The following is a 24,368-nucleotide window of genomic DNA, read 5'->3' as shown; positions in this document are numbered from 1 at the left end:
GCAAACCTATAGCTTGGGCCTTAACACGAAGAAATGTCTGCCAAATCGCAATTTTTCAAGGTCCTTAGGCCGTCATAAGAAAGATTTCGCATCAAATGTGCTTGTACAATATCTATCTTGATATCGGTTGTTTTCCCTCCTAATCAATGAGCACCTGCACCCTGATTAGGAGGAATTTGTTAATAATAGCTTAGATTAAAAAAATCCCCGCCTAAAATATTAAGCGGGGAAGATTTTTAGCTGCAGCCACTGGTTGAGCCACATGTATCGCACTTTAAACACGTACCATTACGCACCATAGTAAAGTTTTGACATTCGCTACACATGTCGCCCGTATATCCTTGCATCATTGCCTGTATACGCCGGCTAGCGGTTTTCTTTTTATTTTCCGCCTGCTGTGCTTCTGCATCTTTTATTGATAAAGCATTGCTAATCTCATCATCATTAAACAAAGCATCAATTTCAAAATCGTCAATCGCTTCTTCACTGATTTCGGGTGCAAAATCATGTTTGAAAGCTGTAGCGCCATCGCTTGACAATGCGGTTGGTTGTGAAGAAGAGACAATACTAATTGTATTGGCTGGCTTTAATGTTGTGACATTAGAATTTGCTGAAATTGGAGCAACATTACTGGAAGCTTTAGGCTCATTGGAAAGAGGGCTTAAGCTTTTGGGTTTGTAGCCACGTGTCCAGCCAGTAGAAATCAGATTTGTCTTTCCTTCTTTTACGCCTTTGCCAAGCGCAGTATTGGAAAAATCTGAAATGTCAACATGGGCCAAATCATTGCGACCTAAATAAGAAACAGCAAGTTCACGGAACACATAGTCAAGAATTGATGTTGCATTTTTAATAGCATCATTGCCCTGAACGATACCAGCTGGCTCAAATTTGGTAAAGGTAAAGGCGTCAACATATTCTTCTAATGGAACACCATATTGAAGTCCAAGTGACACCGCGATCGCAAAATTATTCATCATTGCACGGAAAGCTGCGCCTTCTTTATGCATATCAATAAAGATTTCACCAAGACGGCCATCGCCAAATTCACCAGTGCGTAAATACACCTTGTGACCACCAACGATAGCCTTTTGTGTATAACCTTGGCGGCGATTGGGTAATTTATCGCGGTCATGAACAACTTTCTCAACCACTTTTTCAATGACGCGCTCAACCACTCTTTCAACTACTTTTTCGCTGACATCTGCAACGCGCGCTGCCATTGGCTTTTCATAAAGAGTTTCAACGCTATCATCTTCATCTTCGTCATCGCTAATAAGCGATGAATTCAATGGTTGCGATAGTTTAGAACCATCACGATATAGGGCATTGGCTTTAAGACCAAGTTTCCAAGAAAGCATATAGGCCTTGGCACAATCTTCAATCTTTGCACTATTTGGCATGTTGATGGTTTTTGAAATAGCACCTGAAATAAATGGCTGTGCAGCTGCCATCATACGAATATGACTTTCCACTGACAAATAGCGTTTGCCAATTTTACCGCAAGCATTAGCACAATCAAAAACAGCGTAATGCTCTTCTTTTAGGAATGGTGCGCCTTCTAATGTCATTGCACCGCAGACATGGATATTGGCGTTTTCAATGTCTTTTCTTGAAAAACCAAGGGCTTGCAACATATCAAAAGAGAAGTCATCAAGCTGTGCGTCAGTGAGGCCTAAAACATTTTTACAAAAATCTTCGCCAAGCGTCCATTTATTAAAGACAAACTTAATATCAAATGCACTTTTAAGAGCAGCATTTAAGACTTCAATTTTGTCGTCGCTAAAGCCTTTGGCCTTCAAAGTAGATGGGTTAATTGCTGGCGCTTGATTAATATTCCCATGGCCAACCGCATAGGCCTCCATTTCAGCAATTTGTGATTCATTATAACCAAGGGTGCGCAAAGCTTCTGGCACAGCACGGTTAATAATTTTAAAATAACCGCCACCAGCGAGTTTTTTAAACTTTACCAAAGCAAAATCAGGTTCAATACCTGTGGTATCGCAATCCATAACTAAGCCGATAGTGCCGGTTGGTGCAATTACTGTTACTTGAGCATTGCGATAGCCATGCACTTCACCCAATTGCAAGGCTTTATCCCAAGCAAGGCGAGCACGTTCAATTAACCGGTAATCGGGACAATCAACATCCTTTAATGCAACAGGATTAACCGCAAGTTTTTCATAGCCTTGCGTTTGCCCATAGGCTGCGCGGCGATGGTTGCGTATAACCCGCAACATATGACTAGCATTTGCAGGATAACCTGTAAAAGCACCTAGTTCGGACGCCATTTCCGCAGAAGTTGCATAGGCAACACCCGTCATAATAGCTGTTAATGCACCACCTAATGCGCGTCCCTTATCAGAATCATAAGGAATACCAGATGTCATTAAGAGGCCGCCAATATTAGCATAGCCAAGACCTAATGTGCGATATTCATAGGACAGTCTTGCAATTTCACGCGATGGGAACTGCGCCATCATCACCGATATTTCAAGTACGATCGTCCAAAGGCGCACGGTATGTTCATAAGCTGCTATATCAATATTACCATCTTGTTTGCGATAAGGTAAAAGATTGATAGAGGCAAGATTACAAGCAGTATCATCGAGGAACATATATTCTGAGCAAGGGTTTGATGCACGAATAGGACCTGCTGCAGGTGATGTATGCCAGTCATTCATTGTGGTATTAAAGTGCAAACCAGGATCAGCTGAAGCCCATGCTGCATATGAAATACGATCCCATAAATCGCGAGCTTTCAGTGTTTTATAAACACCGCCATCGGTGCGGCGGATAAGATTCCAGTCGGCATCTTGCTCAACTGCACGTAAAAATTCGTCTTTAACCGATACAGAGTTATTTGAGTTTTGGCCGGCAACGGTTAAATAGGCTTCTGAATCCCAATCTGTGTCATAGGTAGAAAATTGAATTTCTTTAAACCCTTGGCGTGCAAATTGGATAACACGTTGAACATAATTTTCAGGCACCATATCTTTTTTGGCCGCACGAATTTCGCGCTTTAGGGCAGGGTTCTTCTGTGCATCAAAGCAATCATCATTATCGGCTTCGCAATTAACGCATGCTTTCATGATAGCGGTTAAATGCTTCTTGACAATTTTTGAGCCAGTTACAAGAGCGGCAACTTTTTGCTCTTCGTTAACTTTCCAATCAATATAGGCTTCAATATCAGGATGATCCGCATCAACCACCACCATTTTAGCCGCGCGCCGCGTTGTACCGCCGGATTTAATTGCCCCAGCAGCACGATCACCAATTTTTAAAAAACTCATCAAACCAGATGATTTACCACCGCCAGATAGGCTTTCACCTTCACCGCGCAATTGCGAGAAGTTTGAACCTGTACCTGAACCATATTTGAATAAGCGCGCTTCACGTACCCAAAGATCCATAATGCCGCCTTCATTAACAAGGTCATCGGCAACAGATTGAATGAAACAAGCATGAGGCTGTGGGTGTTCGTAAGATGAAGTTGATTTGGTTAAACGGCCGGTCTGCCAATCAACATAATAATGTCCCTGGCCAGGACCATCAATACCATACGCCCAATGAAGACCAGTATTAAACCATTGCGGGCTATTGGGCGCGACGCGTTGTGTCGCTAACATATAAGCAAGTTCATCGCGAAAAGCGCGAGCATCTTCCTCGCTAGAAAAATACTTACCCTTCCAACCCCAATAGGTCCAAGTTCCTGCCAAGCGGTCAAATACTTGTCTTGCATCACTTTCGCTACCATAGCGCTCATTATGCGGAGTACTGGCAAGCGCGATATCGTCTGCGACCGAGCGCCAAAGCCAAGATGGAACGTCGTTTTCCTCAACTTTTTTCAAAAACTTGGGAACGCCAGCCTTACGGAAATATTTCTGCGCCAAAATATCGGCAGCTACCTGACTATATTGTGCCGGTACATCAATATTTTCCATGCGAAAAACAATCGATCCATCTGGATTTTTTATTTCGCTCGTTGCATGGCGAAACTCAATCTCAGCATAAGGTGATTGACCTGCTTTGGTGAAATAACGGGCAATTTTCATTAGTCTGACCTTATCTATATATTGTGGCGCATATAGCGTTTATGGGAATATATCATCCCATAAAGATTAACCTATCCTGTTATCTCTTTTTGAATGTGTACCATCCAAAAGAGACATCAAAGCGCAAAAAAAATAACCTGCAAAAAAATGAGGGGGGTAATTTACTCACTTGCAGGCGATTCATTCTTAACGATTTGCTTTTGTAAAAATCTATATCTACCATCTAAAGTGCAAAATCAACACTAAATATAGTAGGTGTAGGTATTTTTTTAACAATGCATTTACCATAAAAAGTGCTATTAAAAAAAACGGCCAACGAAATTTAAAATTCCGATAAACCGTTACATAGGGCACAAAACCCAAAAACAATGATGAAGCTGTGATTTCTGCTTCAATTTTGCATAAAGGATTAAAAAAAATAGATCGTCAAGGACTTGTTTTAATATAAGCTAAAAAACTACATCTTGTGGTTATCAAACATAGATTTTAAAAAAAAACTGTTCATTACTTGTGAATATTGGGGATAGTTATATTAGGTCATTTTGGACAAGCGCTTAAAGCAAAAAGTTAAGCGGGCGGGCTAGGTATCCACACAACAAAAATTGGTATGTAGAACAGTTTATAAAAATTATTTTGGCTTGAAGATAAAAGATTCGTGTCTCAATCCAACATTGATAATTTTTTACAAAAGCACTAAATCTACCTTATTGAATATCATATGTAATGGATAGGCTCTCAATATCATGGATGATTTATTTCAATCCCCAAAACAGGATAAACTTGTTGACCAAAATCGTCCACTTGCCGAGAGAATGCGCCCTATAAAACTCAATGAAGTGACCGGACAAGAACATTTAACCGGTGAGCAGGGCATATTAACCCGTATGATTGCCTCACACTCCCTTGGCTCGATGATTTTTTGGGGCCCGCCAGGAACTGGAAAAACGACCATCGCAAGGCTTTTAGCCAATGAAACGGACCTTGCTTTTGAGCAGATTTCAGCAATTTTTTCAGGGGTTGCCGATTTGAAAAAAGTGTTTGAAAAGGCGCGGTTAAATCACAGTAATGGCCGTCAAACTCTACTTTTTGTTGACGAAATTCATCGTTTTAACCGAGCCCAACAGGATAGCTTTTTGCCGGTTATGGAAGACGGAACAGTGATTCTTGTTGGTGCCACCACTGAAAACCCATCTTTTGAGTTAAATGCCGCATTATTATCACGTGCACGCGTATTAAGCTTTAGAGCTCATAGTGAAGAAAGTCTTGCGGTTCTGTTATCTCGTGCTGAAGCGATTGAAAATAAAGCATTACCGCTTGAAGAAGAGGCCCGCAACGTGTTGATTAGATTAGCTGATGGCGATGGTCGCGCAGTTTTAACTCTTGCTGAAGAAATTTGGCGGGCCGCGCGAAAAGGTGAAATTTTTAACGCAAATTCGCTGCAAGATGTATTGCAGCGTCGTGCACCTGTTTACGATAAAGGGCAGGATGGACATTATAATTTAATCTCAGCGCTTCATAAGTCGGTGCGTGGCTCTGATCCTGATGCCGCACTTTATTATCTTTGTCGTATGTTTGATGCAGGCGAAGATCCACTTTATATTGGCCGGCGTTTAGTGCGCATGGCTGTTGAAGATATTGGTCTTGCTGATCCTCAGGCACTTATTGTGACAAACGCCGCCAAAGATGCTTATGATTATTTAGGTTCGCCCGAAGGAGAACTTGCTTTAGCGCAGGCTTGCATTTATTTGGCAACAGCTCCCAAATCTAATGCCGGATATCTTGCTTATAAAACTGCTATGCGCGCTGCCAAAGAAAATGGGTCATTATTGCCGCCACGTCATATTCTAAACGCTCCAACAAAACTCATGAAAGAAGAAGGCTATGGTGGCGGTTATCGCTATGACCATGATGAGCCTGATGCATTTTCAGGTCAAGATTATTTTCCTGAAAAAATGAAACGTCAGCAATTCTATCAACCTGTTGAGCGCGGTTTTGAGCGGGAATTGCAAAAACGGCTCGATTGGTGGGCAAAGCTGAGGCGGGAAAGAGGAAATGCTAATTGAGATGGAGCTATGTCTTACACAGGCACCTTTAAAATATCTAAACCATTCGGGCGTTAAGTGAATTTAGTGGATTGCTCATAAAATTGCCCTAAGTTATATATTAAAGCGTAAATATTCTTTGTGCCCATTTATTTTTTCTTGGGTTTTTGTAATTATCGCACTTGATGGAGAAACCATTAATGATCAAGAAAATCGCCATTTTATTAACCGCCGGTAGTTTTTTGGGTGGTTGTATGACAACTGATCCCTATACAGGTCAGCAACAAATATCAAAAACAGCCGGTGGGGCAGCTCTTGGGGCAGGGATTGGCGCCTTAGGTGGTTTATTTGTTGGTGGTTCAAGCCGTGCCCAACGTAATGCTGTATTAATTGGCGCTGGTGTTGGTGCATTGGCAGGTGGTGCAATTGGCAATTATATGGATCGCCAAGAATCAGAACTAAGAGCGCAATTGCAAGGTACCGGTGTTTCTGTCACTCGTAATGGCGATCAGATTATTCTTAACATGCCTGGTAATGTAACCTTTAATACCGATCAAGATGCAGTTAAGCCACAATTTTATAATACTTTAAATTCGGTCGCTCTTGTATTGAAGAAATTTGATCAATCCATCGTAGACGTATTTGGTTTTACCGATTCTACAGGTAATGCCAATTATAACCAAGGTCTGTCTGAACGCCGTGCTGGTGCTGTTGCACAATATCTTGGTAGCCAAGGTGTTGATCCACGCCGTTTCTCTGTAATTGGTTATGGTCAATCTAATCCAATTGCATCAAATGCAACGGAAATGGGCAGGGCACAAAATAGGCGCGTTGAAATTCAGATAGCGCCATTGCGCCAAGGTGGCTATTAAAAAAGCCCGGCCGAGATCAATATTACGGAGAGGATCTATTTATTAATAGGTCCTCTCCTTATATTTGCCAACATAAAAATAGATTGAAAAAATATTATAAACTTTAATCATAAAAATGTTTTTTGGCAGAATGCGTCGTATAGATCCCAAAGTTGGCTTTAATTAATTTTTATTTTTTGAATAAAGATATGAGTTAGAGAAACTCTTTAAAGATAATGCTGGGCCAACAAAAATAATTGCCGTGCGAGAAATATTATGTTCCTCAAGGCTTATTTTAAGTTTTGAAAGAGTTGTAGATATAGTTTTTTCATTGTGCCAGCTGATATTGGCAGCAATTACCACTGGACATGTGTCACCATAAAGAGGCGATAACTCTTTAATAATGATATCAGGATTGGTAGCAGATAAATGTATAACGAGTGTTGCGCGAGATGCCCCCAAATGGGCCAAAGTTTCGCGTTCTGGCATGGCTGATGAATTTTTCGATGTGCGGGTAAGTATAATTGATTGGTTGACGCCCGGCAATGTTAATTCTTGCTTCATAGCTGCCGCGGCAGCCGCAAAGGATGGAACGCCAGGGGTTATATCATAAGGGATCGCATATTCATCAAGATAGCGCATTTGCTCTGCAATTGCACCATAGATTGATGGATCACCAGAATGTAAACGCGCAACATCCTGCCCTTTATCATTTGCCTTCTTAAAGACCGCAAAAATCTCATCTAGGCTCATGTTTTCGCTGCTTATCCGCTTAACATTGGGGGGTAAATCATCAAGTAAGCCTTTTGGAATTAGAGAACCAGCATAAAGACAAATAGGGCAGGATTGCAATAATCTAAGGCCACGTATGGTGATAAGATCTGCAGCACCTGGCCCTGCACCAATAAAATGAACGGTCATTGAAAGCCCTGTTTTTATCCATTATTAATAATCGAAGAAGGTTGAAAAGCTAATGGGTTTATTAAATAACAGTTTACATAAATATATAAAAATTAATAGCGCTGTTTGTTAATAATCAACCTTAACAAACAGCGCTATCAAAAGGATTTTAAATTTATTTTTTAATTTACCAAGTTTTTTAAAAAACTATTTTTCCCATCTTTTATGGAACCACATCCATTGCCCAGGATATTCGCGAACCCAGTTTTCAACAATATCATTTATCAATTGAACACTAGCGTTAGTATCAATCACACCTTCATCATTTTTAGGGAGTTCAACCTTATCAAAAAGTTGTAGCTTATATCGACCTTCAGGTAAACGGATACAACGGGCAGGGTAAACGTCACAATCATATTGACGGGCTAATTTAGCTAATAATGGGTTGGTTTTAACCGGTAAACTAAAAAATGTTGTGTTAACGCCACGGCGAAATTTTTGATCTACTAGCATGCCCACATTACCACCTTCTTGTAAGCGGCCAGCAAGAACCCATGCTGATCCAGCTTTAGAAGGAACCAAATGCCCCATCTTAGTGCGGCGGGCTTTTAAAACCCGCTTCGCTATATAGGGATTATTCGGTGGTCGAAATAGCGCCATTACATCAAGATCATAGGTTGCAGCACAAATTGGTAGAAGTTCAAAATTTCCAGTATGAGCTGTAAAGAAAATATGTGGCTTATTCTCATCTTTGATGCGCTTGAATATTTCTTCACCCTCAACTTCTACAAAGCCGAGCTTGTCTGATGTTGGATCAAAATCGAAAATTTCATCAAGAAAAACATATTCAGCAAAAAGACGACCCATATTGCGCCACATCTCGCGCGCAATCGACTTTATTTCTTTGTCGCTTTTCTCAGGAAAAGCAGCTCGTAAATTATTGAGTGCTACCTGATGACGAGGGGTCATTGGCCCAACTAAGCTGGCAAAATTTGCAAAAAACGCAATACTTGGCTTTGCTGGTAAAAATTTAATCGATACCAACATGCCAGCCGCAATATGCGCCCATAACCAATTCCACCAATCTTTAAATTTCATTTTAAGACGGTAGATAAATAACTTGATACGAAGTTTTAACATTTTAGATCAATCTATCTTTAGAATAATTTTTCCAAAGACATCTCGACCTTCCATGCGGTTAAGTGCTGTATCAATCTCTTCAAAACCAACGATGGTATCAATTACCGGATGAACCAAGCCTTGGGCCATCTTTTGCATAGCATCTGCCATATTTTCCATGCGGCAACCAAATGAACCTAAAATCTTCAATTGTTGTTGGAAAAGCTGCATCAAATTCATTTGAGTTGAAACGCCTGAGGTGGAACCGCAAGTCACAAGACGAGCACCACGTTTCATGCATAACATTGAACCACCCCAAGTAGTTGCGCCGACATGTTCAAAAACAACATCAACACCTTTTTTGCGGGTTAGCTTGCGTACTACACCTTCAAAGCGATCTTCGCGGTAATTAATAACATGATCGGCACCTAATGCACGTGCCTTTTCAATCTTATCATCTGAGCCAACAGTGGTTATAATTGTACATCCCATTTTCTTGGCAAGTTGAATAGCCGCAGAACCAATGCCGGATCCGCCAGCATGGATCAAAATCGTTTCACCTGGTTGTAACTTGGCATTATCAAAAAGCATGTGCTCAACAGTACCAAAAGTTACTGGTGCAACAGCTGCGCCAATCGCATCAACTCCGGGAGGAGCTGGCACTAATAGACGTGCTGGCAAATTCACTTTTTCGCAGGCAAAGCCATCCAAGTGGAAACCATGAACACCACTTACATGCTCACATAGATTATCGCGGCCCTCACGGCATGCCTTGCAAAGCCCGCAAGTTCGAGCGCCATAAATTGAAACCAATTGTCCTGGATAAACAGAACTAACACCTTCTCCAATAGCAATCACTTCACCTGAAGCTTCTGCACCTATGACAAGTGGCATTTTGCGTTTGGCAAAAGCCATTCCACGCCAACCCCAAACATCAATATGATTTAGCGCGACAGCTTTAATACGTACAGTAACTTCGCCAATAGCGGGCGCGTCTGGTTCTGCTATATCGGTAATTTCAAGGCGGCGATCATCCAGCAATTGCAGAGCGCGCATATGTATAGTCCTCTCAAATAAATTTGCTGCCCTTAAGCATGCAGCATAAAAATAAGCAAGCTTTTAAAAGCTTCTTAAAGCTTATACTCGTGATATCGCATACCATATAAAAGTTTTAAAATAAACCAAATGGATTGAAATTTGCAATATTGATTAGCAAGGCGGCTTCGACAATTGCGTCCAAGTCACCTTAATCTAATTGTTAGTTGTTGTAGGATTTAATTACCAAACTGCTATTTTGACCGCCAAAGCCAAAAGAGTTAGATAATACCGTATCGACTTTGGCTGAACGTGCAATATTAGGCACAACATCAAGTGGTATTGTTGGATCAGCTTCTTGATAATTGATGGTTGGCGGCAAAATACCTGAGCGAATTGTTAATAATGAAAATACCGCTTCAATAGCACCTGCTGCAGTTAAGGTGTGGCCTATCATCGATTTATTGGAAGATACTGGGATATTTTGAATATTATTGCCAAATACCGTGGACATGGCAAGGTATTCCATTTTTTCATTTTCAGGCGTTGAAGTGCCATGGGCATTAATATAGCCAATATCCATAATATTAAGGCCTGCATCAGCCAAAGCTTTATGGATCGACCCTATAGCAGGAGACGCATCTGGCTTAGAGCGTGTACGATGGAAATCATCGGCGGTTTCACCACAGCCAGCCAAAATTCCCAATATATTGGCACCGCGTTTAATTGCACTTTCCATTGACTCTAAAACCAAAGCACCAGAGCCTTCAGCAATAACGAAGCCATCGCGACCTTTTGCAAACGGTTTAGAGGCTTTTTCTGGATGTTCATTTTGCGTGGATAGGGCAGATAAAAGGGAAAAACGGATAAGTGCTTCGGCCGTTACCGATCCATCGGTTCCAATTGCCAATACACGATCTGCTTCGCCGCGCCTAATCGCTTCAACTCCAGTTTGAATTGCGGTGGCCCCTGATGCGCAAGCTGTCGATAAAGTTACTGGTAAACCACGCGTTCCAAATTCGTCTGCAACCCGCTCAGCAATAAAGCCAAATTGGGTAGAATTATAAAATTCATCATGTGGCCTTTGTGCGCATGCTTGTAAAGCCAATTGATAGGATGCTTCACCTTGGTCGCGTACCTCATCATCCAAGGCAAAGCGACTTTTCCACGCAAGTTCTACTGGTGGGGCTGCTAAAACAAGTGGACCATCAAAATCTTTGCCGACAAAACCCGCTTCCTCAAGCGCTTCTCGTCCGGCGAGTAATGCCAATTTTTCCGATAAAGCAGAGGCGCCAAGCTGACTTTCTGGTAAAAAATCAACGGTTCCAGCAATACGCGTTGCAAGGTCCTCAGTTGGAAAACGGCTAATTGCATGAATGCCACTTATGCCATTGGTCAATTTATGCCAATTTTCTTCCTTGCCAATCCCAAGCGAGGAAACAACCCCCATACCAGTAATGGCAACAATTGGACGACCTAGGTGATCAAGATATTGAGACATGTTACAAATATTCCTTATGCGCGCGTAATATGCGCAATGCCTTCTGCGCGGGAAACACCTGCTGTAATGGCAAATGCATCTTTTACGTCACCTTCATAGTTTTTTTCGGTGATGCTAAGAGGAGGGAATGCACTTTGTTTTTTTACGGCTATTGCTGCAAGGGCTGTTGCAAATAAAAACTGTGCTTCACGCATATGGCCAAAAAGACTGGCAAAGCCACGATAAGAGAGACCCATTTTTTCTAGAGCTGCTCGCTCTTGATTGGTAATATCAATGATACCCGATGCACCGCTAATAGCAAAATCATTATTTTTTGTGCCAACCTTATCCAACATGCTGGTTAGACTTAATTCTAATGGCTGCTTTTTTCGATTTGTCTGGTCGGTAACAATTTTTTTCAGTTCACCATAAATGGTGGCGCCACGCGCCTTTGCTTGCTCAGCTTCTTCAAGAACAAGAAAAACGCCACTTGTGCCAGTTATAGCGCCGCCACCATGTGAAGAATCGCGCTCCCAAACCGATGACCATTTATCTTTTTGCAAATAGCCGCCCAAAGCATAGCCAAGCAACATATCATAATGTTCGCTATTATAAGATGCACCAACCAATGTATGGGTACTTTGGCCCCCTCTAATGCGAGCAGCGGCTGTTTCAAGCGCTGCTATACCAGAACCTTCTTCACCCATAAATGTGCGTGATGAACCTGTTACTTTATGGACAATGGAAATATTCCCTGCAAGCAAATTGGATAGCTGAGCGAGAAAAAGGGTAGGCCGCAATTCAGTTGATAGCATCTTATTTAGCAATATTTCGCGGTCAATACCTGTTTCTCTGCCTTTAGCTAAAATCAATTGATCAACATTAATGTCGCGCTCACCGCCGCCAGCTGCAACGATCATATCCATAGTTGAAGTTAATGCTTCATTACCTTTTATGCCAGCATCTTCTAACGCAAGACCTGCGGCATAGGTACCAAGACGCTGCCATGTTTCCATTTGACGTTGATCGCTGCGCTTTGGAATTTGGCTATTCCAATCAACATCTCCCAAGGTATGAACCATATAGGGCGCAAAGCGTGTCTTATCTAAATTAGGCTGCGATTGTTTGCTTATTTGTTGCCAATGATGATCCACACCCTCACCAAGCGAAGAGATTAAGCCAATACCGGTGATGAAAACGGATTTTTCTTGCATCATATTCAATGCCCATAAATATACTGCCAAAGGACAATTTTTTTAAATCGTCAGCAGAAATGTTAATTTTTTGCTAGTTAAGTGTACGTTTCACTTAATCTTTCACCTATCCCCCAATGCCAAGTGAAGCATTCATAGCGCGATTATATCGGGAGATAGGTTTATAATTTTACAAATTATTAGCTGGCAGCTTTTGCCGCAACAAGTTCATCAATCTTTGCGCAAAGATTTTTAAGAACAAAATATTCCTCAGTTTCAGCTTTGCCGTCATTAACTTCTTGGGTCCATTGCTCAAGTGGAATTTTAATGCCAAATTCCTTATCAATAGCAAAAACGATATCAAGGAAATCAAGACTGTCGATCCCTAGGTCATCAATCGTGTGGCTTTCAGGTGTAATTGTATCACGATCAATTTCGCTGGTTTCAGCAATAATATCGGCGACTTTGTCAAATGTTGAGGACAATGTGCAATTCCTTGTTTTAGCAATATATAATAAGTTTTTCATGAATTGAAAAACACATCACATATAAATTTGTTAACGCTCTATTATTCTCATTTAAGCTTATCGGCTTATGTGAGAGTGTACAATAGTCTCTAATTTAAATCCATAGACCTCTTCTTAAAGACCACTTATTCATCCTGCTATTCGTTATATACGAAATTAGGCTATAATCCAAATGTTGATTTATAGCTATCTAATCGCTTTGCAAGTGAAGTAAAAGGGTGAAAAACATATTTTTCACCCTTTTAACTGTTTCAAAGATAATATTTTATCATTTTTTTTGCAAAAAAATTCCAACTCATGTGTTTTAGTAATGATTTGCAAGGGGGCAAAACTTCATTAGCCAACATAATTCGTTAGGTTGGGATGATACGGCGATGGCGACGGAAATAATCTCCCGTGTCAACCTCTTTATCCTTTGCGGTTAAGAGTGCATTTCTTCGGTTTGCTTCAACTACAGCTAGGGCAGTCATATTAACAACGCCGCGTGATGTAACCGAAGGTGTTAAAATATGCGCTGGTCGTGAAGGTCCCATTAGAATAGGGCCAACATGCAATGCATCAAGAGTTTGCTTGACAACATTCATGGTAATATTGGCTGAATCAAGATTAGGAAATACCAGAAGATTTGCTTCACCCTTTAAGCGTGAACCTGGTAAAACGCGATCACGTAAGGCTTGTGATAAAGCTGAATCACCATGCATTTCACCATCTGCTTCAATTTCTGGAAAACGTTGAGCAAATAAATTAGCGGTTTCACGCATTTTTTCGGCGCTTTTGCTGCTTTTCGAACCGAAATTAGAGTGAGAAACAAAAGCAATTTTGGGTTCAATACCAAAGCCCTGTAGCTCTTGCGCGGCAAGCCAAGCAATTTCAACCAATTCTTCTGCTGTTGGATCTTGATTAACATAGGTGTCGGTAAAAAATATTGGCGTGCGCTGTGAGATAAGCAAACTTAATGCCGAGAAGCCAGATACGCCCGGCTCAAGGCCGATTATTTGTTCAACCAATTGCAAATTGCGCTCAAAACGGCCGCCCAGACCACAAATCATAGCATCCGCTTCGTCGCGCATAACAGCTAAAGCCGCAATTGCTGTTGTTGATGTACGAACAATTGTACGGGCAACTTCTGGAGTGACGCCGCGTCTACCTGTATAGCTTAAAAAGAGATCCACATAATCACGATAGCGTGGATCGTCATCGGGATTTATCAGCTCAAAATCTTCATTAGGTCTAATTTTTAAACCAAAGCGTCTTAGCCTTACATCGATAACATTAGGCCTTCCAATAAGTATCGGAATAGCTGTCTTTTCTTCTAATACAACTTGAGCAGCCCGCAATACACGCTCATCTTCACCATCTGCGTAAATCACCCGTTTTACCTTGGAGCTTTTTGCCGTGGCAAAAACGGGCTTCATAATAAGGCCCGAACGGAAAACGAAGCGATTTAACTCTTCAAGGTAGTGCTCCATATCGGTAATGGGACGTAAGGCAACACCTGTCTCCATTGCAGCTTTGGCAACGGCTGGAGCAATGCGCAAAATGAGGCGATTATCAAAAGGCGAGGGAATTAGGTAATCTGGACCAAATTTGGGTACTTCGCCACTATAGGCTTTTGCAGCTGTATCGGAGGTTTCCTCTTGCGCGAGTGCTGCAATGGCGAATACTGCCGCGCGTTTCATTTCTTCATTGATAGCAGTTGCACCAACATCTAATGCGCCACGGAAAATATGCGGAAAGCACAGAACATTATTGACCTGATTAGGATAGTCAGAACGTCCAGTACAAATCATCGCATCAGGACGAACTTTGCGCGCCTCTTCAGGCATAATTTCTGGTGTTGGGTTGGCAAGAGCCATAACGAGAGGCTTTTCAGCCATTGATTTTAATAATTCTGGCTTCAACACCCCGCCAGCTGAAAGACCAAGAAAAATATCGGCATCTTTAATAACTTCACTTAGAGTGCGAGCATCTGTTGGCTGCGCGTAAACTTCTTTCCATCTATCCATGAGGCTGTTGCGCCCCTCATACACAACACCTTCAATATCGCTGACCCAGATGTTTTCGCGCCGAGCACCAAGTGAAACAAGAAGATTGAGGCAGGCAAGGGCAGCTGCACCAGCGCCAGAAGTCACTATTTTTGCATGTTCAATACGCTTATTGGCAAGAGAAAGCGCATTGATGACAGCAGCCGCAACAATAATGGCCGTACCATGCTGATCATCATGAAAAACCGGTATTTTCATGATTTTACGTAATTGGTCTTCAACCTCGAAACATTCAGGTGCTTTAATATCTTCAAGGTTGATACCGCCAAAAGTAGGCTCTAAAGACGAAATGGTCTTTACCATTGACTCAATTGTTGGAGCCTCAATCTCAATATCAAAAACGTCAATATTTGCAAATTTTTTGAAAAGGACAGCCTTACCTTCCATAACCGGTTTAGACGCTAAAGGACCAATATTGCCAAGGCCCAAAACGGCCGTACCATTAGAAATAACCGCAACAAGATTAGCTCTTGACGTATATTGAGCAGCAAGATTGGGGTTATCATGAATAGCGAGACAAGGAGCGGCAACACCTGGTGAGTATGCCAACGCCAAATCACGTTGGTTCCCTAAGGGTTTAGTTGCATGGATTTCTAATTTTCCCGGCTTTGGATATTGATGAAAAAATAATGCTGCTTCTTCAAGCTCCGAAAGTTTCTTTTTACCGCTTTTCGTTGTCATCATCTTGCCTTTATTGCTGTTTAGCGCGTTTTTGGGCTGTATAATCGTTAAGCATTTACATTTAATTCATTGCAAAAGATATCTATTTGATACTCAATACTTAAATTTGTCGTGCATTTATGAAAATAATTTAAAAAGCACTTGCATAAGAGCCACCGTCGATAATTAAATTTTGCCCTGTTATGTAACCAGACTTGGAAGAGCACAAAAAGGCACAAGCATCACCAAATTCTTCTGGATTACCAAAGCGTTTTGCAGGGATATGCGCCATGCGATGCTTATAAATATCATCTAATGGGAGTCCACTTGTCCTTTGCTCATTTTCGAGTGAGCCCTTTAGTCGGTCAGTGGCAAACGCCCCTGGCAAAAGGTTGTTAATGGTAACATTGCTGGATACCACAACTTGTGCAACCCCTGCTAAAAAAGCAGTTAAGCCAGCACGAGCACCCGATGATAGATCTAACCCAGGAATAGGGCGATAAACAGACGTAGACGTGATATTTACGATTCTACCAAATTTACGGCTAACCATACCATCAATGACGGCTTGAATAAGCTCTATTGGAGTAATCATATTCTGTTCAAGCCCGGCCATAATTGTTTGTTTATCAAGTTGCCTAAAGTTCTTAAAAGCAGGTCCGCCATTATTGTTTACGAGGATATCTGGATCAGGGCAGGTAGATAAAAGCGCTTTCTGGCCATCCTTAGTCGATATATCTGCATTAACAATCGACACTTTAACCCCGGTAGCCATTTGAATTTCATCGGCAGCCTTTTGCAAGATTTCCTTATCTCTTCCGTTGATAGTAATTTCGCAGCCAGCACGCGCCAATGCAAATGCGCAAGCTTTGCCAAGCCCTTTGCTAGAGGCACAGATAATCGCTTTTTTATTTTTTAAACCAAGATCCATTTTGGTCTCCTTACGCAAAGGTCTATCATTTAACAGCTATTTTAAAGTGCTCTAAGTCGCGGATGTCACCTAGCTTAAAACCTTTAATCTGCCTTTTTATACTTATGCGAAAAATAAATTCAATCCATCAAACGCCAAATGTACAACTGCATTTTAAGCATTTTTCAAAGCTCAGAGCAATTTCAAAATAATGTGAGAAACATAGTGAATCATATAATTTGGTTAAATGAAACGCGGTGGATAGCAGATTTCGCTACACATGCTATTGATAAAAAATATGGTTGAGTAGAGAAGCTATCAATAAATGATCTAAAACTTATATTGCGAATATAGCCTTAAAGCATAACTATATGATTTTAAAACACTCACAGAAAAATTACTGGCTCTTCCTTTATGAGGTAACTAAATTTATCTTTTTAGATATTGAAGCATTTTGTTTTTTTGAGGATTTAATATTTTAATTTTATAAAATTCAATAATGAACCTAAAAAGGAGTGTCATAAAGAAATCGATAGAGTTTTAATCGCACCAAAAGGTTGAATTAAAAAAACAATTTAATCGGCGATCCTTTTGATTTCATAATATTTTTTTAATTAGTGTTTTTTATTTAAATCTCCCTAGTTGTAAAATATATAAATATTGGTTAGCTATGAGTAAATTTTATTAGTAATTAATTAACCATAATAGTAAAAAATGTATTATTAGAATCTATTGCTGCGTATTGCAGCCAAAAGTGATTTGGAAATAATGGCAGAAAAACAAAAATATAAGCCCGATAATGCGGCAAATCCAAGCGTTACGAGTGAGAGCCAAAATGGTGTAACAACCATAACATTAGGTGGTCATTGGACAACGCACACCATTTATTTAGTTGATAAGGAAATGCGCGCGCTTGAAAAAACAGGTACCCAAAGTGCAGTTCTTTCATTAAGTAATATTGATGGACTTGATACGGGTGGCGCATGGTTGATTGAGCGTCTTGCTTATCGCCTTCACAATAATCGGTGTCAGGTGACAATTGAAGGAGCACAGCCAGGCTGGGAATCCTTGCTAAAATCTGTTGGTGCCGCAGTCCCCTCGCAAGACGAGATTAAGAAGCCCAATAGAGACAACCCGCTGATTAGAACCGTTGGTGGCCTAGGTCGTGTTATGGTCAGCGGCTTTAGCGATTTTATGATGGCTATGAATATTTTAGGTGCTACCTTGGCTGGGCCGCAAGGTAAGCGTGCGGATGGACGTACCAGCATCAATTTTACGGCTATTGTTGCGCAAGTTCAAAAAATGGGCGTTGGCGCGATTCCAATTATTTCGCTCATGTCATTTATTGTTGGCGCAATCATCGCCCAGCAAGGTGCATTCCAATTGAGAAATTTTGGTGCGGAACCCTATGCTGTTGATCTTGTGGGTATTCTCGTTTTTAGAGAATTGGCCGTATTAATGACTGCCATTATGATCGCTGGTCGTTCTGGTAGTGCAATTACAGCCGAGCTTGGCTCGATGAAAATGCAAGAGGAAATAGATGCTTTGAAGGTTATGGGATTTAGCCCTGTTAGCGTCTTAGTATTTCCGCGATTGGTTGCTTTAGTCTTTGCCTTGCCATTATTAACAGTAATCGCTGATTTGGCCGCCCTTTTAGGAGCGGCTTGTGTATTGTTAGCTTATTCAGGGATACCATTTGGCGCCTTTATGGATCGCCTTTCAGAGTCGGTCACCGTAAGCACTTTTTTTGTTGGCCTTATTAAAGCACCCTTTATGGCAATGGTAATCGGTATTATTGCATCGGTTGAAGGCATGAAGGTTGAGGGCAGCTCAGAATCTCTTGGTGCTAGAGTAACGTCGTCCGTGGTTAAAGCCATTTTTGTGGTTATTGTGTTGGATGGATTCTTTGCAATTTTCTATGCAGCGATCAACTTTTAAAAGAATTAGATTATGAATGATAAAGAAATGAATAAATCTAATCACCAAGCACCAATAACGAAACCCGCGCCGGATAACGCGATTATTTCTGTGCGCGATGTAACCGTGCGTTTTGGAACTAAAACTGTTCTTGATGGTTTAGACTTAGATATTCAGCGTGGGGAGATTCTTGGGTTTATTGGTCCTTCTGGCGCAGGAAAATCAGTTTTAATGCGCACTATTCTTGGGTTAAATTCCAAAGAATCAGGACAAATTAATATTTTAGGAAAAAATATTGATGTAATAAGCGATAGGGAAAAAACGCAAATTGATATGCGCATGGGTGTATTATTCCAACACGGGGCATTGTTTTCGGCCCTTACTGTATTGGAAAATATTCGTATTCCCATGCAACAATATTTACGCATGCCGCCCAAACTTATGAATGAATTAGCGCGCATGAAAATTGAGCTCGTGGGTTTAGAGGCTGATGCGGCCGACAAATACCCATCAGAATTATCTGGTGGTATGATAAAACGTGCAGCTCTTGCACGCGCATTGGCCCTAGACCCGCATATTGTATTTCTTGATGAGCCGACATCGGGTCTTGACCCAATTGGTGCGGCTGATTTTGATGAACTTATTGCTGATTTACGTGATACAATGGGGCTTACCGTTTACATGGTAACCCATGATCTTGACAGTCTTTACTCTATTTGTGATCGCGTAGCGGTTTTAGGTGGCAAAAAGGTTGCAGCAGAAGGAACAATTGAGGATATGCTTGAAAGTGATCTTCCTTGGATTAAATCATATTTCCATGGCAAGCGTTCACGCAGCATAAGTACCGATTCATCCCGGCGCCGTAAAGGGGCAAAGACGGAGGCAAATATTTAAAATGGAAACCAAAGCAAGTTATGTATTGGTTGGAAGCTTCACGCTGGCCACATTAGCAGCAGCGTTTGCAATCATTCTATATTTCGGACAATATTTCGATAATCGCAATTTGGTGCCACTGGATGTACGTATTCCAGGCTCGGTTACTGGTCTTGGTGCAAGTAGCGCTGTATTGTTTAATGGTATCAAAGTGGGTACAGTGCGCCGGCTTGTGCTTGACGAAACCAACCCAAATGTCGTTATCGCTAAAACTGAGATTAACGCAACTACTCCAATTACACGTTCGACGCAAGCAACCCTTGGCTTTCAAGGCTTAACTGGTCTTGCATTTATCGAACTTAAGGGTGGTAGCATTGATGAAGATAATTTGTTGAAGTCCGCAGAATCTGTTGGTGCTACAGCACTAATTGATGCCGACCCATCAACAATTAACAATCTTCTCGCAACCGCTCAGGATATTTTTGCTCGCGCCAACGAAGCCTTAACACAACTTGAAGGTTTTATTCATGACGCACGTGGTCCACTCACTGAAACAGCAAAAAATGCGCAAGCTTTTAGCAAAACATTAGTTGATAATCGCGATGATATTGATAAGATTATAACTGATACGCGTGAAATGATGGCACGCCTTAGTAACGCCTCCCAAAAAACTGATGCAATCATGGCAAAGTTAGATAATATGCTATCGCCTGATAATAAAAATTCAGTTGTTGTTCAGGCACAAGAAACACTAGCTTCTATTAAGCAAACGTCTGATACATTAAACGCTCACATCAAACCAATTGCTAACAATGTTGAGCGTTTTTCAGGGCAGGGGCTTCGTAATATCGAAGCGCTGGTTAATGACAGCCGTGTTTCAGTTCAACGCATTGAACGCGCTTTAACCGACCTTGAGAAAAATCCGCAACAAATCTTGTTCGGTAGTGGTAGCAGCGTGCCACAATATGATGGACGCAACCGCCGATGAGTTTTAGATCGCGCATAATTAATTTTATAAAAATAAATTTAACTTATGCGCGATTAGTCGCCTTGGTATCAATTACAATGTTACCTGCATGCAGCTTTGAAACAGATAAGGGGACATTAAACATTGTCGCCCAAATCGTTTCATTTGGCGATGGGGTAATAAAAGCTTTTCAATTGGCAACTGAAGACGAACCGCAATTTCACGTTCTGGATATTAGTTTTCCTGCAACGCAGATAGGAATAAATAGCGGGGCAGCTGTTTATCTCAATCATATACGTATCGGGACAGTTAAAGAAATTTTTGCCGAAAATGAAAAGACAACTACTGTTGTTAGAGTTGCGATAAATTCAAAATATCATGTTTCACGTTCAACAGTAGCTCATTTAAGCTTTCAGGGACTAACTGGTATGTGTCAGATTGAATTAAGCAATAGTGATAAAAGTGATGAAGATGTTGTGAAAGCTGATTCAAAGCAAGGATTAATAACGCAAATTATTGTAAATAAAAATTTTGAAAATCCTTGTAAGTGATTTAGACTTTTAATTTTTTAAATTTTAATCAAGTTGTGCTAAAAATAATATTTGAAAAATTATTAAGACGTATCAATCAGATTTTGAAAGAACTTACCTGACGGAATAGAAAAGGACACTTCGGTGAACTGGACGTTTAAATTAAAAGGAAATATTATGAAAAAGCCTATTGGTTTAGGTATTTTGCTTGCTACTATTGGTTTAGCAGGATGTTCAACTGTTACTGTTAAGCAAACCTTTGATCTTTCGACTGCAAATTTGGCAGTTGTTAATCAATCAAACGTTGTAAAGCGTAAACCGGTTCAGATTCTTATTGCCAATCCATCTGCATTAAAGGCACTTGATGGTCAAGATATCATGGTGCAAAGCAATGGTGCGTCAATTTCTTATTTGAAAGATTCACAATGGGCAGACCGGTTGCCAAATCTTGTGCAAGCTCGTCTTGTTCAAGCTTTTGAAGATACCAGAAAGCTTGCAGGGGTAGGTCGCCCTGGTGACGGTCTTGCTATTAATTATCAAATCATCAGCGATATTCGCATATTTGGTATTAATTCTGCCCAAAGTCCAGAAAAGGCTGATGTTGAGATTGCTGTGAAAATACTTGATGACCGCACTGGTAATGTTCGTGCGACCCAAATATTCAAAGCTCAAAGCCCTGTTCATGGCACGGGTAACGATGCCTATGCAAAAGCATTAGAGGCTGCTTTTTCTGAAGTAACTTCACAAATCGTTAATTGGACCTTAACTAAGGTTTAATGCATAAAATTGAGCATTTTTATATTGAAAATGCTCAACTTTAATAGTGCTATTGATTTCTGTTGAAAAATTGATAATTGATAGATCAAATTTTTAATTGATGATCGATAAGGATATTGGAAATGGCTGGCTTTGATCCACTCGTGTTTTCTGGTGTACAACCAACAGGAAACTTGCAACTTGGGAATTACCTAGGAGCAATTAAGCGTTGGGTAGAATTGCAACAAAGCTATAATTGTGTATATTGCGTCGTTGATATGCATGCCTTAACGGTAAATCCGGATCCTGCTGAGCTTATTAAAAATACTCGTGAAGTTGCAGCGGCATTTATTGCTTCGGGCATTGATCCTGAAAAGCATATTATTTTCAATCAAAGCCGTGTTTACCAACATGCCGAACTTGCTTGGGTTTTTAATTGTGTTGCGCGTATGGGCTGGATGAGCCGCATGACGCAATTTAAAGATAAGGCTGGCAAAGATCGTGAAAACGCATCGCTTGGTTTATTTGCTTATCCAAGCTTAATGGCTGCTGATATTCTTGTTTACCGCGCAACCCATGTGCCGGTTGGTGAAGACCAGAAGCAGCATTTAGAACTTACACGCGACATTGCACAAAAGTTTAACAATGATTATTCGGCACGGATCGGCGAACTCAATGTTGGCGTTGATATGCAAATTGGTGATAAAAGCATAAATGGGTTTTTTCCAATGGCAGAACCGCTCATCGGTGAAACTTCAATGCGGATCATGTCTTTGCGTGATGGTACTAAGAAAATGTCGAAATCTGATCCATCTGATATGTCGCGCATTAATCTTATTGATACTGCCGATGACATTGCAAAAAAAATTCGTAAGGCAAAAACTGATATAGAACCTTTGCCAGAGTTGGTTGATGGTTTAAAAGACCGGCCCGAGGCTAATAACCTCGTCGGTATTTATGCCGCGCTTGCTGGTATGGAAAAACAAGATGTTCTAGCGCAGTTTGCTGGCAAGCAATTTTCAGAATTTAAGCCGCAACTTGCTGATTTGGCTGTTAGCCAATTGGAACCGATTGCTACCAATTTACGTCGTCTTAATAATGAGCCTGCATATATTGATGCGGTTTTGAAAAAGGGCGGGGAACGCGCCAGTGAAATTGCTGAAAAAACAATGAAATCTGTACGCGACATTGTTGGCTTTTTACAAAACGGATAAATTAAAAACTATAACACGTCTTTTTTAATATTTGAGATGTAAGCATTTTCTAAGTTACCTATTTGGGTAAATCATAGACCAATAAAAGTTCATTTAACTTTTATTGAAAACGCATAAAAAAATCCCTTAACAAACCTAAATTTGTTAAGGGATTTTTTTATGGCTTACCGATTTTTTACCAGTATCAATTACCAATTGCCTTCAAGAATTTTTTAGCTTTTGTATCGAACGCTTGATGGGTGCGAAATAAAATTAGCACAAATATCTTTGCCATATTGATTAAATAGATGGTCTTTAAGATGTAAATGTTTAAAATAAAACATAAACAAGTTGGGGAAGAAGCAATGCAATTAATTAAAAAACCTATAGGTGTCGTCGTTATGGGGCCGTCAGGTGTTGGAAAAACAACGATCGCACAATTATTGGTCAATAAAACCCATTGGCGATTTGCTGAAGCTGATGAATTTCACCCACAAGCCAATAAAGATAAAATGGCGGCTGGGATACCGCTTAATGATGAAGATCGCAAACCTTGGCTTGAACGACTAAAGAATTTAATTGATAAAAATGCGCAAAATAGTGAAAATACTATCATTACTTGTTCTGCGTTAAAGCGCATATATCGTGACATATTACGGCAAACACAGCATGCTAATATATTTTTTGCAGAACTTTACGGCCCCGAAACTTTGGTGGCCGAGCGAATTTCAAATCGCCAACACGATTATATGCCGGCATCATTACTTGATTCCCAATATGCAATATTAGAATCTTTGCAAATTGATGAGTTTGGAGCGCGCTTTTCTATATCAATCGCGCCCGATGAAATCAGCAATGAAATTCTAACCGCTCTTGATTATCATGCTACAAATGGTGAATATTGAAAAACCTTTTATATCGATGGATGTAAATAGCCTTAAAGCTACCGCTTAAAAGCGATATTGTGTAAATTATTATAAGTCGATCTTAAAAAACAATGCAGAGTGCGAGTGCTTTTTTCACGGAACACAACATGATTTTGTCCTCAAAATCACAAAGCGGCATATATTTGCGACCTGTTTTGGTTTTTTTAGAAAAAACTTATCCACAATCTCAAATATTTTTAAAAAAAATGAATTTTAGGGGTTGCAAGTTTAGATCAATATGCTAAATGCATGTAACGCAAAACACATTGCCCTTATAGCTCAGTTGGTAGAGCACCTGATTTGTAATCAGGGGGTCGGGAGTTCGAGTCTCTCTGGGGGCACCATTTGCTTTTTTTATTCTTGCAAGTCATTAGTTTTATTAGCTAATAGTT

The 24,368-nt window shown here is 40.6% G+C and carries 18 protein-coding genes and 1 tRNA gene; 10 read left to right on the top strand and 9 right to left on the bottom strand.

The genetic code is table 11. The annotated features are described in order from the left end of the window. Positions 1-236 precede the first annotated feature (236 nt). Positions 237-4,052 (bottom strand): vitamin B12-dependent ribonucleotide reductase, encoded by a 3,816-nt coding sequence (locus N5852_RS07640; RefSeq protein ID WP_262097235.1) that lies wholly within the window; start codon positions 4,050-4,052, stop codon positions 237-239. 743 nt (positions 4,053-4,795) lie between these two features. Between N5852_RS07640 and N5852_RS07635 the strand changes: the two genes are divergently transcribed. Together N5852_RS07635 and N5852_RS07630 are read left to right on the top strand one after the other, a co-directional pair. Further along, positions 4,796-6,115 carry a replication-associated recombination protein A gene (locus N5852_RS07635; RefSeq protein WP_262097234.1) on the top strand — a complete coding sequence of 440 codons (1,320 nt, stop codon included), beginning with the start codon at positions 4,796-4,798 and terminating at the stop codon, positions 6,113-6,115. 179 nt (positions 6,116-6,294) lie between these two features. Next, complete coding sequence (locus N5852_RS07630; protein WP_262097233.1) at positions 6,295-6,966, top strand: YiaD family glycine zipper/OmpA-like lipoprotein; 672 nt, start codon at positions 6,295-6,297, stop codon at positions 6,964-6,966. A gap of 162 nt (positions 6,967-7,128) precedes the next feature. On the opposite strand, the gene cobM is transcribed toward N5852_RS07630, so the two are convergent. The 8 genes from cobM to N5852_RS07590 form a co-directional block, all read right to left on the bottom strand. After that, positions 7,129-7,866: a precorrin-4 C(11)-methyltransferase gene (cobM, locus tag N5852_RS07625; protein WP_262097232.1), complete on the bottom strand. Its 738-nt coding sequence runs from the start codon at positions 7,864-7,866 to the stop codon at positions 7,129-7,131. Between the two features lie 186 nt (positions 7,867-8,052). Then, positions 8,053-8,985 carry a lipid A biosynthesis lauroyl acyltransferase gene (locus N5852_RS07620; RefSeq protein WP_262097231.1) on the bottom strand — a complete coding sequence of 311 codons (933 nt, stop codon included), beginning with the start codon at positions 8,983-8,985 and terminating at the stop codon, positions 8,053-8,055. 6 nt (positions 8,986-8,991) lie between these two features. Beyond that, on the bottom strand, positions 8,992-10,020 hold the full coding sequence (locus N5852_RS07615; RefSeq protein WP_262097230.1) for a zinc-binding dehydrogenase: 1,029 nt from the start codon (positions 10,018-10,020) through the stop codon (positions 8,992-8,994). A 202-nt stretch (positions 10,021-10,222) separates the two neighbouring features. Further along, complete coding sequence (locus tag N5852_RS07610) at positions 10,223-11,500, bottom strand: beta-ketoacyl-ACP synthase (RefSeq protein WP_262097229.1); 1,278 nt, start codon at positions 11,498-11,500, stop codon at positions 10,223-10,225. Between the two features lie 14 nt (positions 11,501-11,514). Beyond that, positions 11,515-12,693 carry a beta-ketoacyl-ACP synthase gene (locus tag N5852_RS07605; RefSeq protein ID WP_262099726.1) on the bottom strand — a complete coding sequence of 393 codons (1,179 nt, stop codon included), beginning with the start codon at positions 12,691-12,693 and terminating at the stop codon, positions 11,515-11,517. Positions 12,694-12,872: 179 nt separating this feature from the next. Beyond that, on the bottom strand, positions 12,873-13,157 hold the full coding sequence (locus tag N5852_RS07600) for an acyl carrier protein (RefSeq protein WP_182419414.1): 285 nt from the start codon (positions 13,155-13,157) through the stop codon (positions 12,873-12,875). Between the two features lie 395 nt (positions 13,158-13,552). Further along, positions 13,553-15,925, bottom strand: a complete 2,373-nt coding sequence (locus tag N5852_RS07595) for an NADP-dependent malic enzyme (protein ID WP_262097227.1) — start codon at positions 15,923-15,925, stop codon at positions 13,553-13,555. A gap of 130 nt (positions 15,926-16,055) precedes the next feature. Next, positions 16,056-16,835 (bottom strand): SDR family oxidoreductase, encoded by a 780-nt coding sequence (locus tag N5852_RS07590; protein WP_262097226.1) that lies wholly within the window; start codon positions 16,833-16,835, stop codon positions 16,056-16,058. A 747-nt stretch (positions 16,836-17,582) separates the two neighbouring features. Here N5852_RS07590 and N5852_RS07585 point away from each other — a divergent pair. From N5852_RS07585 to N5852_RS07550, 8 genes are all read left to right on the top strand, one after another. After that, positions 17,583-18,752 carry an MlaE family ABC transporter permease gene (locus tag N5852_RS07585; RefSeq protein WP_315973212.1) on the top strand — a complete coding sequence of 390 codons (1,170 nt, stop codon included), beginning with the start codon at positions 17,583-17,585 and terminating at the stop codon, positions 18,750-18,752. Between the two features lie 27 nt (positions 18,753-18,779). Continuing rightward, on the top strand, positions 18,780-19,625 hold the full coding sequence (locus N5852_RS07580; protein WP_262099725.1) for an ABC transporter ATP-binding protein: 846 nt from the start codon (positions 18,780-18,782) through the stop codon (positions 19,623-19,625). A gap of 1 nt (position 19,626) precedes the next feature. Next, positions 19,627-20,592: an MlaD family protein gene (locus tag N5852_RS07575; protein ID WP_262097225.1), complete on the top strand. Its 966-nt coding sequence runs from the start codon at positions 19,627-19,629 to the stop codon at positions 20,590-20,592. Beyond that, positions 20,589-21,122: an MlaD family protein gene (locus N5852_RS07570; RefSeq protein WP_262097223.1), complete on the top strand. Its 534-nt coding sequence runs from the start codon at positions 20,589-20,591 to the stop codon at positions 21,120-21,122. The genes N5852_RS07575 and N5852_RS07570 overlap by 4 nt, the downstream gene beginning before the upstream one ends. Before the next feature lie 156 nt (positions 21,123-21,278). After that, positions 21,279-21,878, top strand: a complete 600-nt coding sequence (locus N5852_RS07565; protein WP_262097221.1) for an ABC-type transport auxiliary lipoprotein family protein — start codon at positions 21,279-21,281, stop codon at positions 21,876-21,878. Positions 21,879-22,000: 122 nt separating this feature from the next. Then, positions 22,001-23,071, top strand: coding sequence for a tryptophan--tRNA ligase (gene trpS, locus N5852_RS07560; RefSeq protein ID WP_262097220.1), 1,071 nt, complete (start codon positions 22,001-22,003; stop codon positions 23,069-23,071). 344 nt (positions 23,072-23,415) lie between these two features. Continuing rightward, on the top strand, positions 23,416-23,955 hold the full coding sequence (locus N5852_RS07555) for a gluconokinase (protein ID WP_262097219.1): 540 nt from the start codon (positions 23,416-23,418) through the stop codon (positions 23,953-23,955). A gap of 289 nt (positions 23,956-24,244) precedes the next feature. Continuing rightward, a tRNA-Thr gene (locus N5852_RS07550) sits at positions 24,245-24,320 on the top strand. Positions 24,321-24,368 lie beyond the last annotated feature (48 nt).

The sequence above is a fragment of the Bartonella sp. HY328 genome (genome assembly GCF_025449335.1).
GTDB lineage: Bacteria > Pseudomonadota > Alphaproteobacteria > Rhizobiales > Rhizobiaceae > HY038.
Note: the sequence above shows the minus strand (reverse complement) of the source record. Positions and strands in the feature narration are given on the sequence as shown.

What these genes read in the sequence shown, in the direction of transcription:
- N5852_RS07640 (WP_262097235.1), bottom strand. Translation starts at nt 4,052, where the DNA reads ATGAAAATTGCCCGTTATTTCACCAAAGCAGGTCAATCACCTTATGCT.
- N5852_RS07635 (WP_262097234.1), top strand. Translation starts at nt 4,796, where the DNA reads ATGGATGATTTATTTCAATCCCCAAAACAGGATAAACTTGTTGACCAA.
- N5852_RS07630 (WP_262097233.1), top strand. Translation starts at nt 6,295, where the DNA reads ATGATCAAGAAAATCGCCATTTTATTAACCGCCGGTAGTTTTTTGGGT.
- cobM (WP_262097232.1), bottom strand. Translation starts at nt 7,866, where the DNA reads ATGACCGTTCATTTTATTGGTGCAGGGCCAGGTGCTGCAGATCTTATC.
- N5852_RS07620 (WP_262097231.1), bottom strand. Translation starts at nt 8,985, where the DNA reads ATGTTAAAACTTCGTATCAAGTTATTTATCTACCGTCTTAAAATGAAA.
- N5852_RS07615 (WP_262097230.1), bottom strand. Translation starts at nt 10,020, where the DNA reads ATGCGCGCTCTGCAATTGCTGGATGATCGCCGCCTTGAAATTACCGAT.
- N5852_RS07610 (WP_262097229.1), bottom strand. Translation starts at nt 11,500, where the DNA reads ATGTCTCAATATCTTGATCACCTAGGTCGTCCAATTGTTGCCATTACT.
- N5852_RS07605 (WP_262099726.1), bottom strand. Translation starts at nt 12,693, where the DNA reads ATGCAAGAAAAATCCGTTTTCATCACCGGTATTGGCTTAATCTCTTCG.
- N5852_RS07595 (WP_262097227.1), bottom strand. Translation starts at nt 15,925, where the DNA reads ATGACAACGAAAAGCGGTAAAAAGAAACTTTCGGAGCTTGAAGAAGCA.
- N5852_RS07590 (WP_262097226.1), bottom strand. Translation starts at nt 16,835, where the DNA reads ATGGATCTTGGTTTAAAAAATAAAAAAGCGATTATCTGTGCCTCTAGC.
- N5852_RS07585 (WP_315973212.1), top strand. Translation starts at nt 17,583, where the DNA reads ATGGCAGAAAAACAAAAATATAAGCCCGATAATGCGGCAAATCCAAGC.
- N5852_RS07580 (WP_262099725.1), top strand. Translation starts at nt 18,780, where the DNA reads ATGAATAAATCTAATCACCAAGCACCAATAACGAAACCCGCGCCGGAT.
- N5852_RS07575 (WP_262097225.1), top strand. Translation starts at nt 19,627, where the DNA reads ATGGAAACCAAAGCAAGTTATGTATTGGTTGGAAGCTTCACGCTGGCC.
- N5852_RS07570 (WP_262097223.1), top strand. Translation starts at nt 20,589, where the DNA reads ATGAGTTTTAGATCGCGCATAATTAATTTTATAAAAATAAATTTAACT.
- N5852_RS07565 (WP_262097221.1), top strand. Translation starts at nt 21,279, where the DNA reads ATGAAAAAGCCTATTGGTTTAGGTATTTTGCTTGCTACTATTGGTTTA.
- trpS (WP_262097220.1), top strand. Translation starts at nt 22,001, where the DNA reads ATGGCTGGCTTTGATCCACTCGTGTTTTCTGGTGTACAACCAACAGGA.
- N5852_RS07555 (WP_262097219.1), top strand. Translation starts at nt 23,416, where the DNA reads ATGCAATTAATTAAAAAACCTATAGGTGTCGTCGTTATGGGGCCGTCA.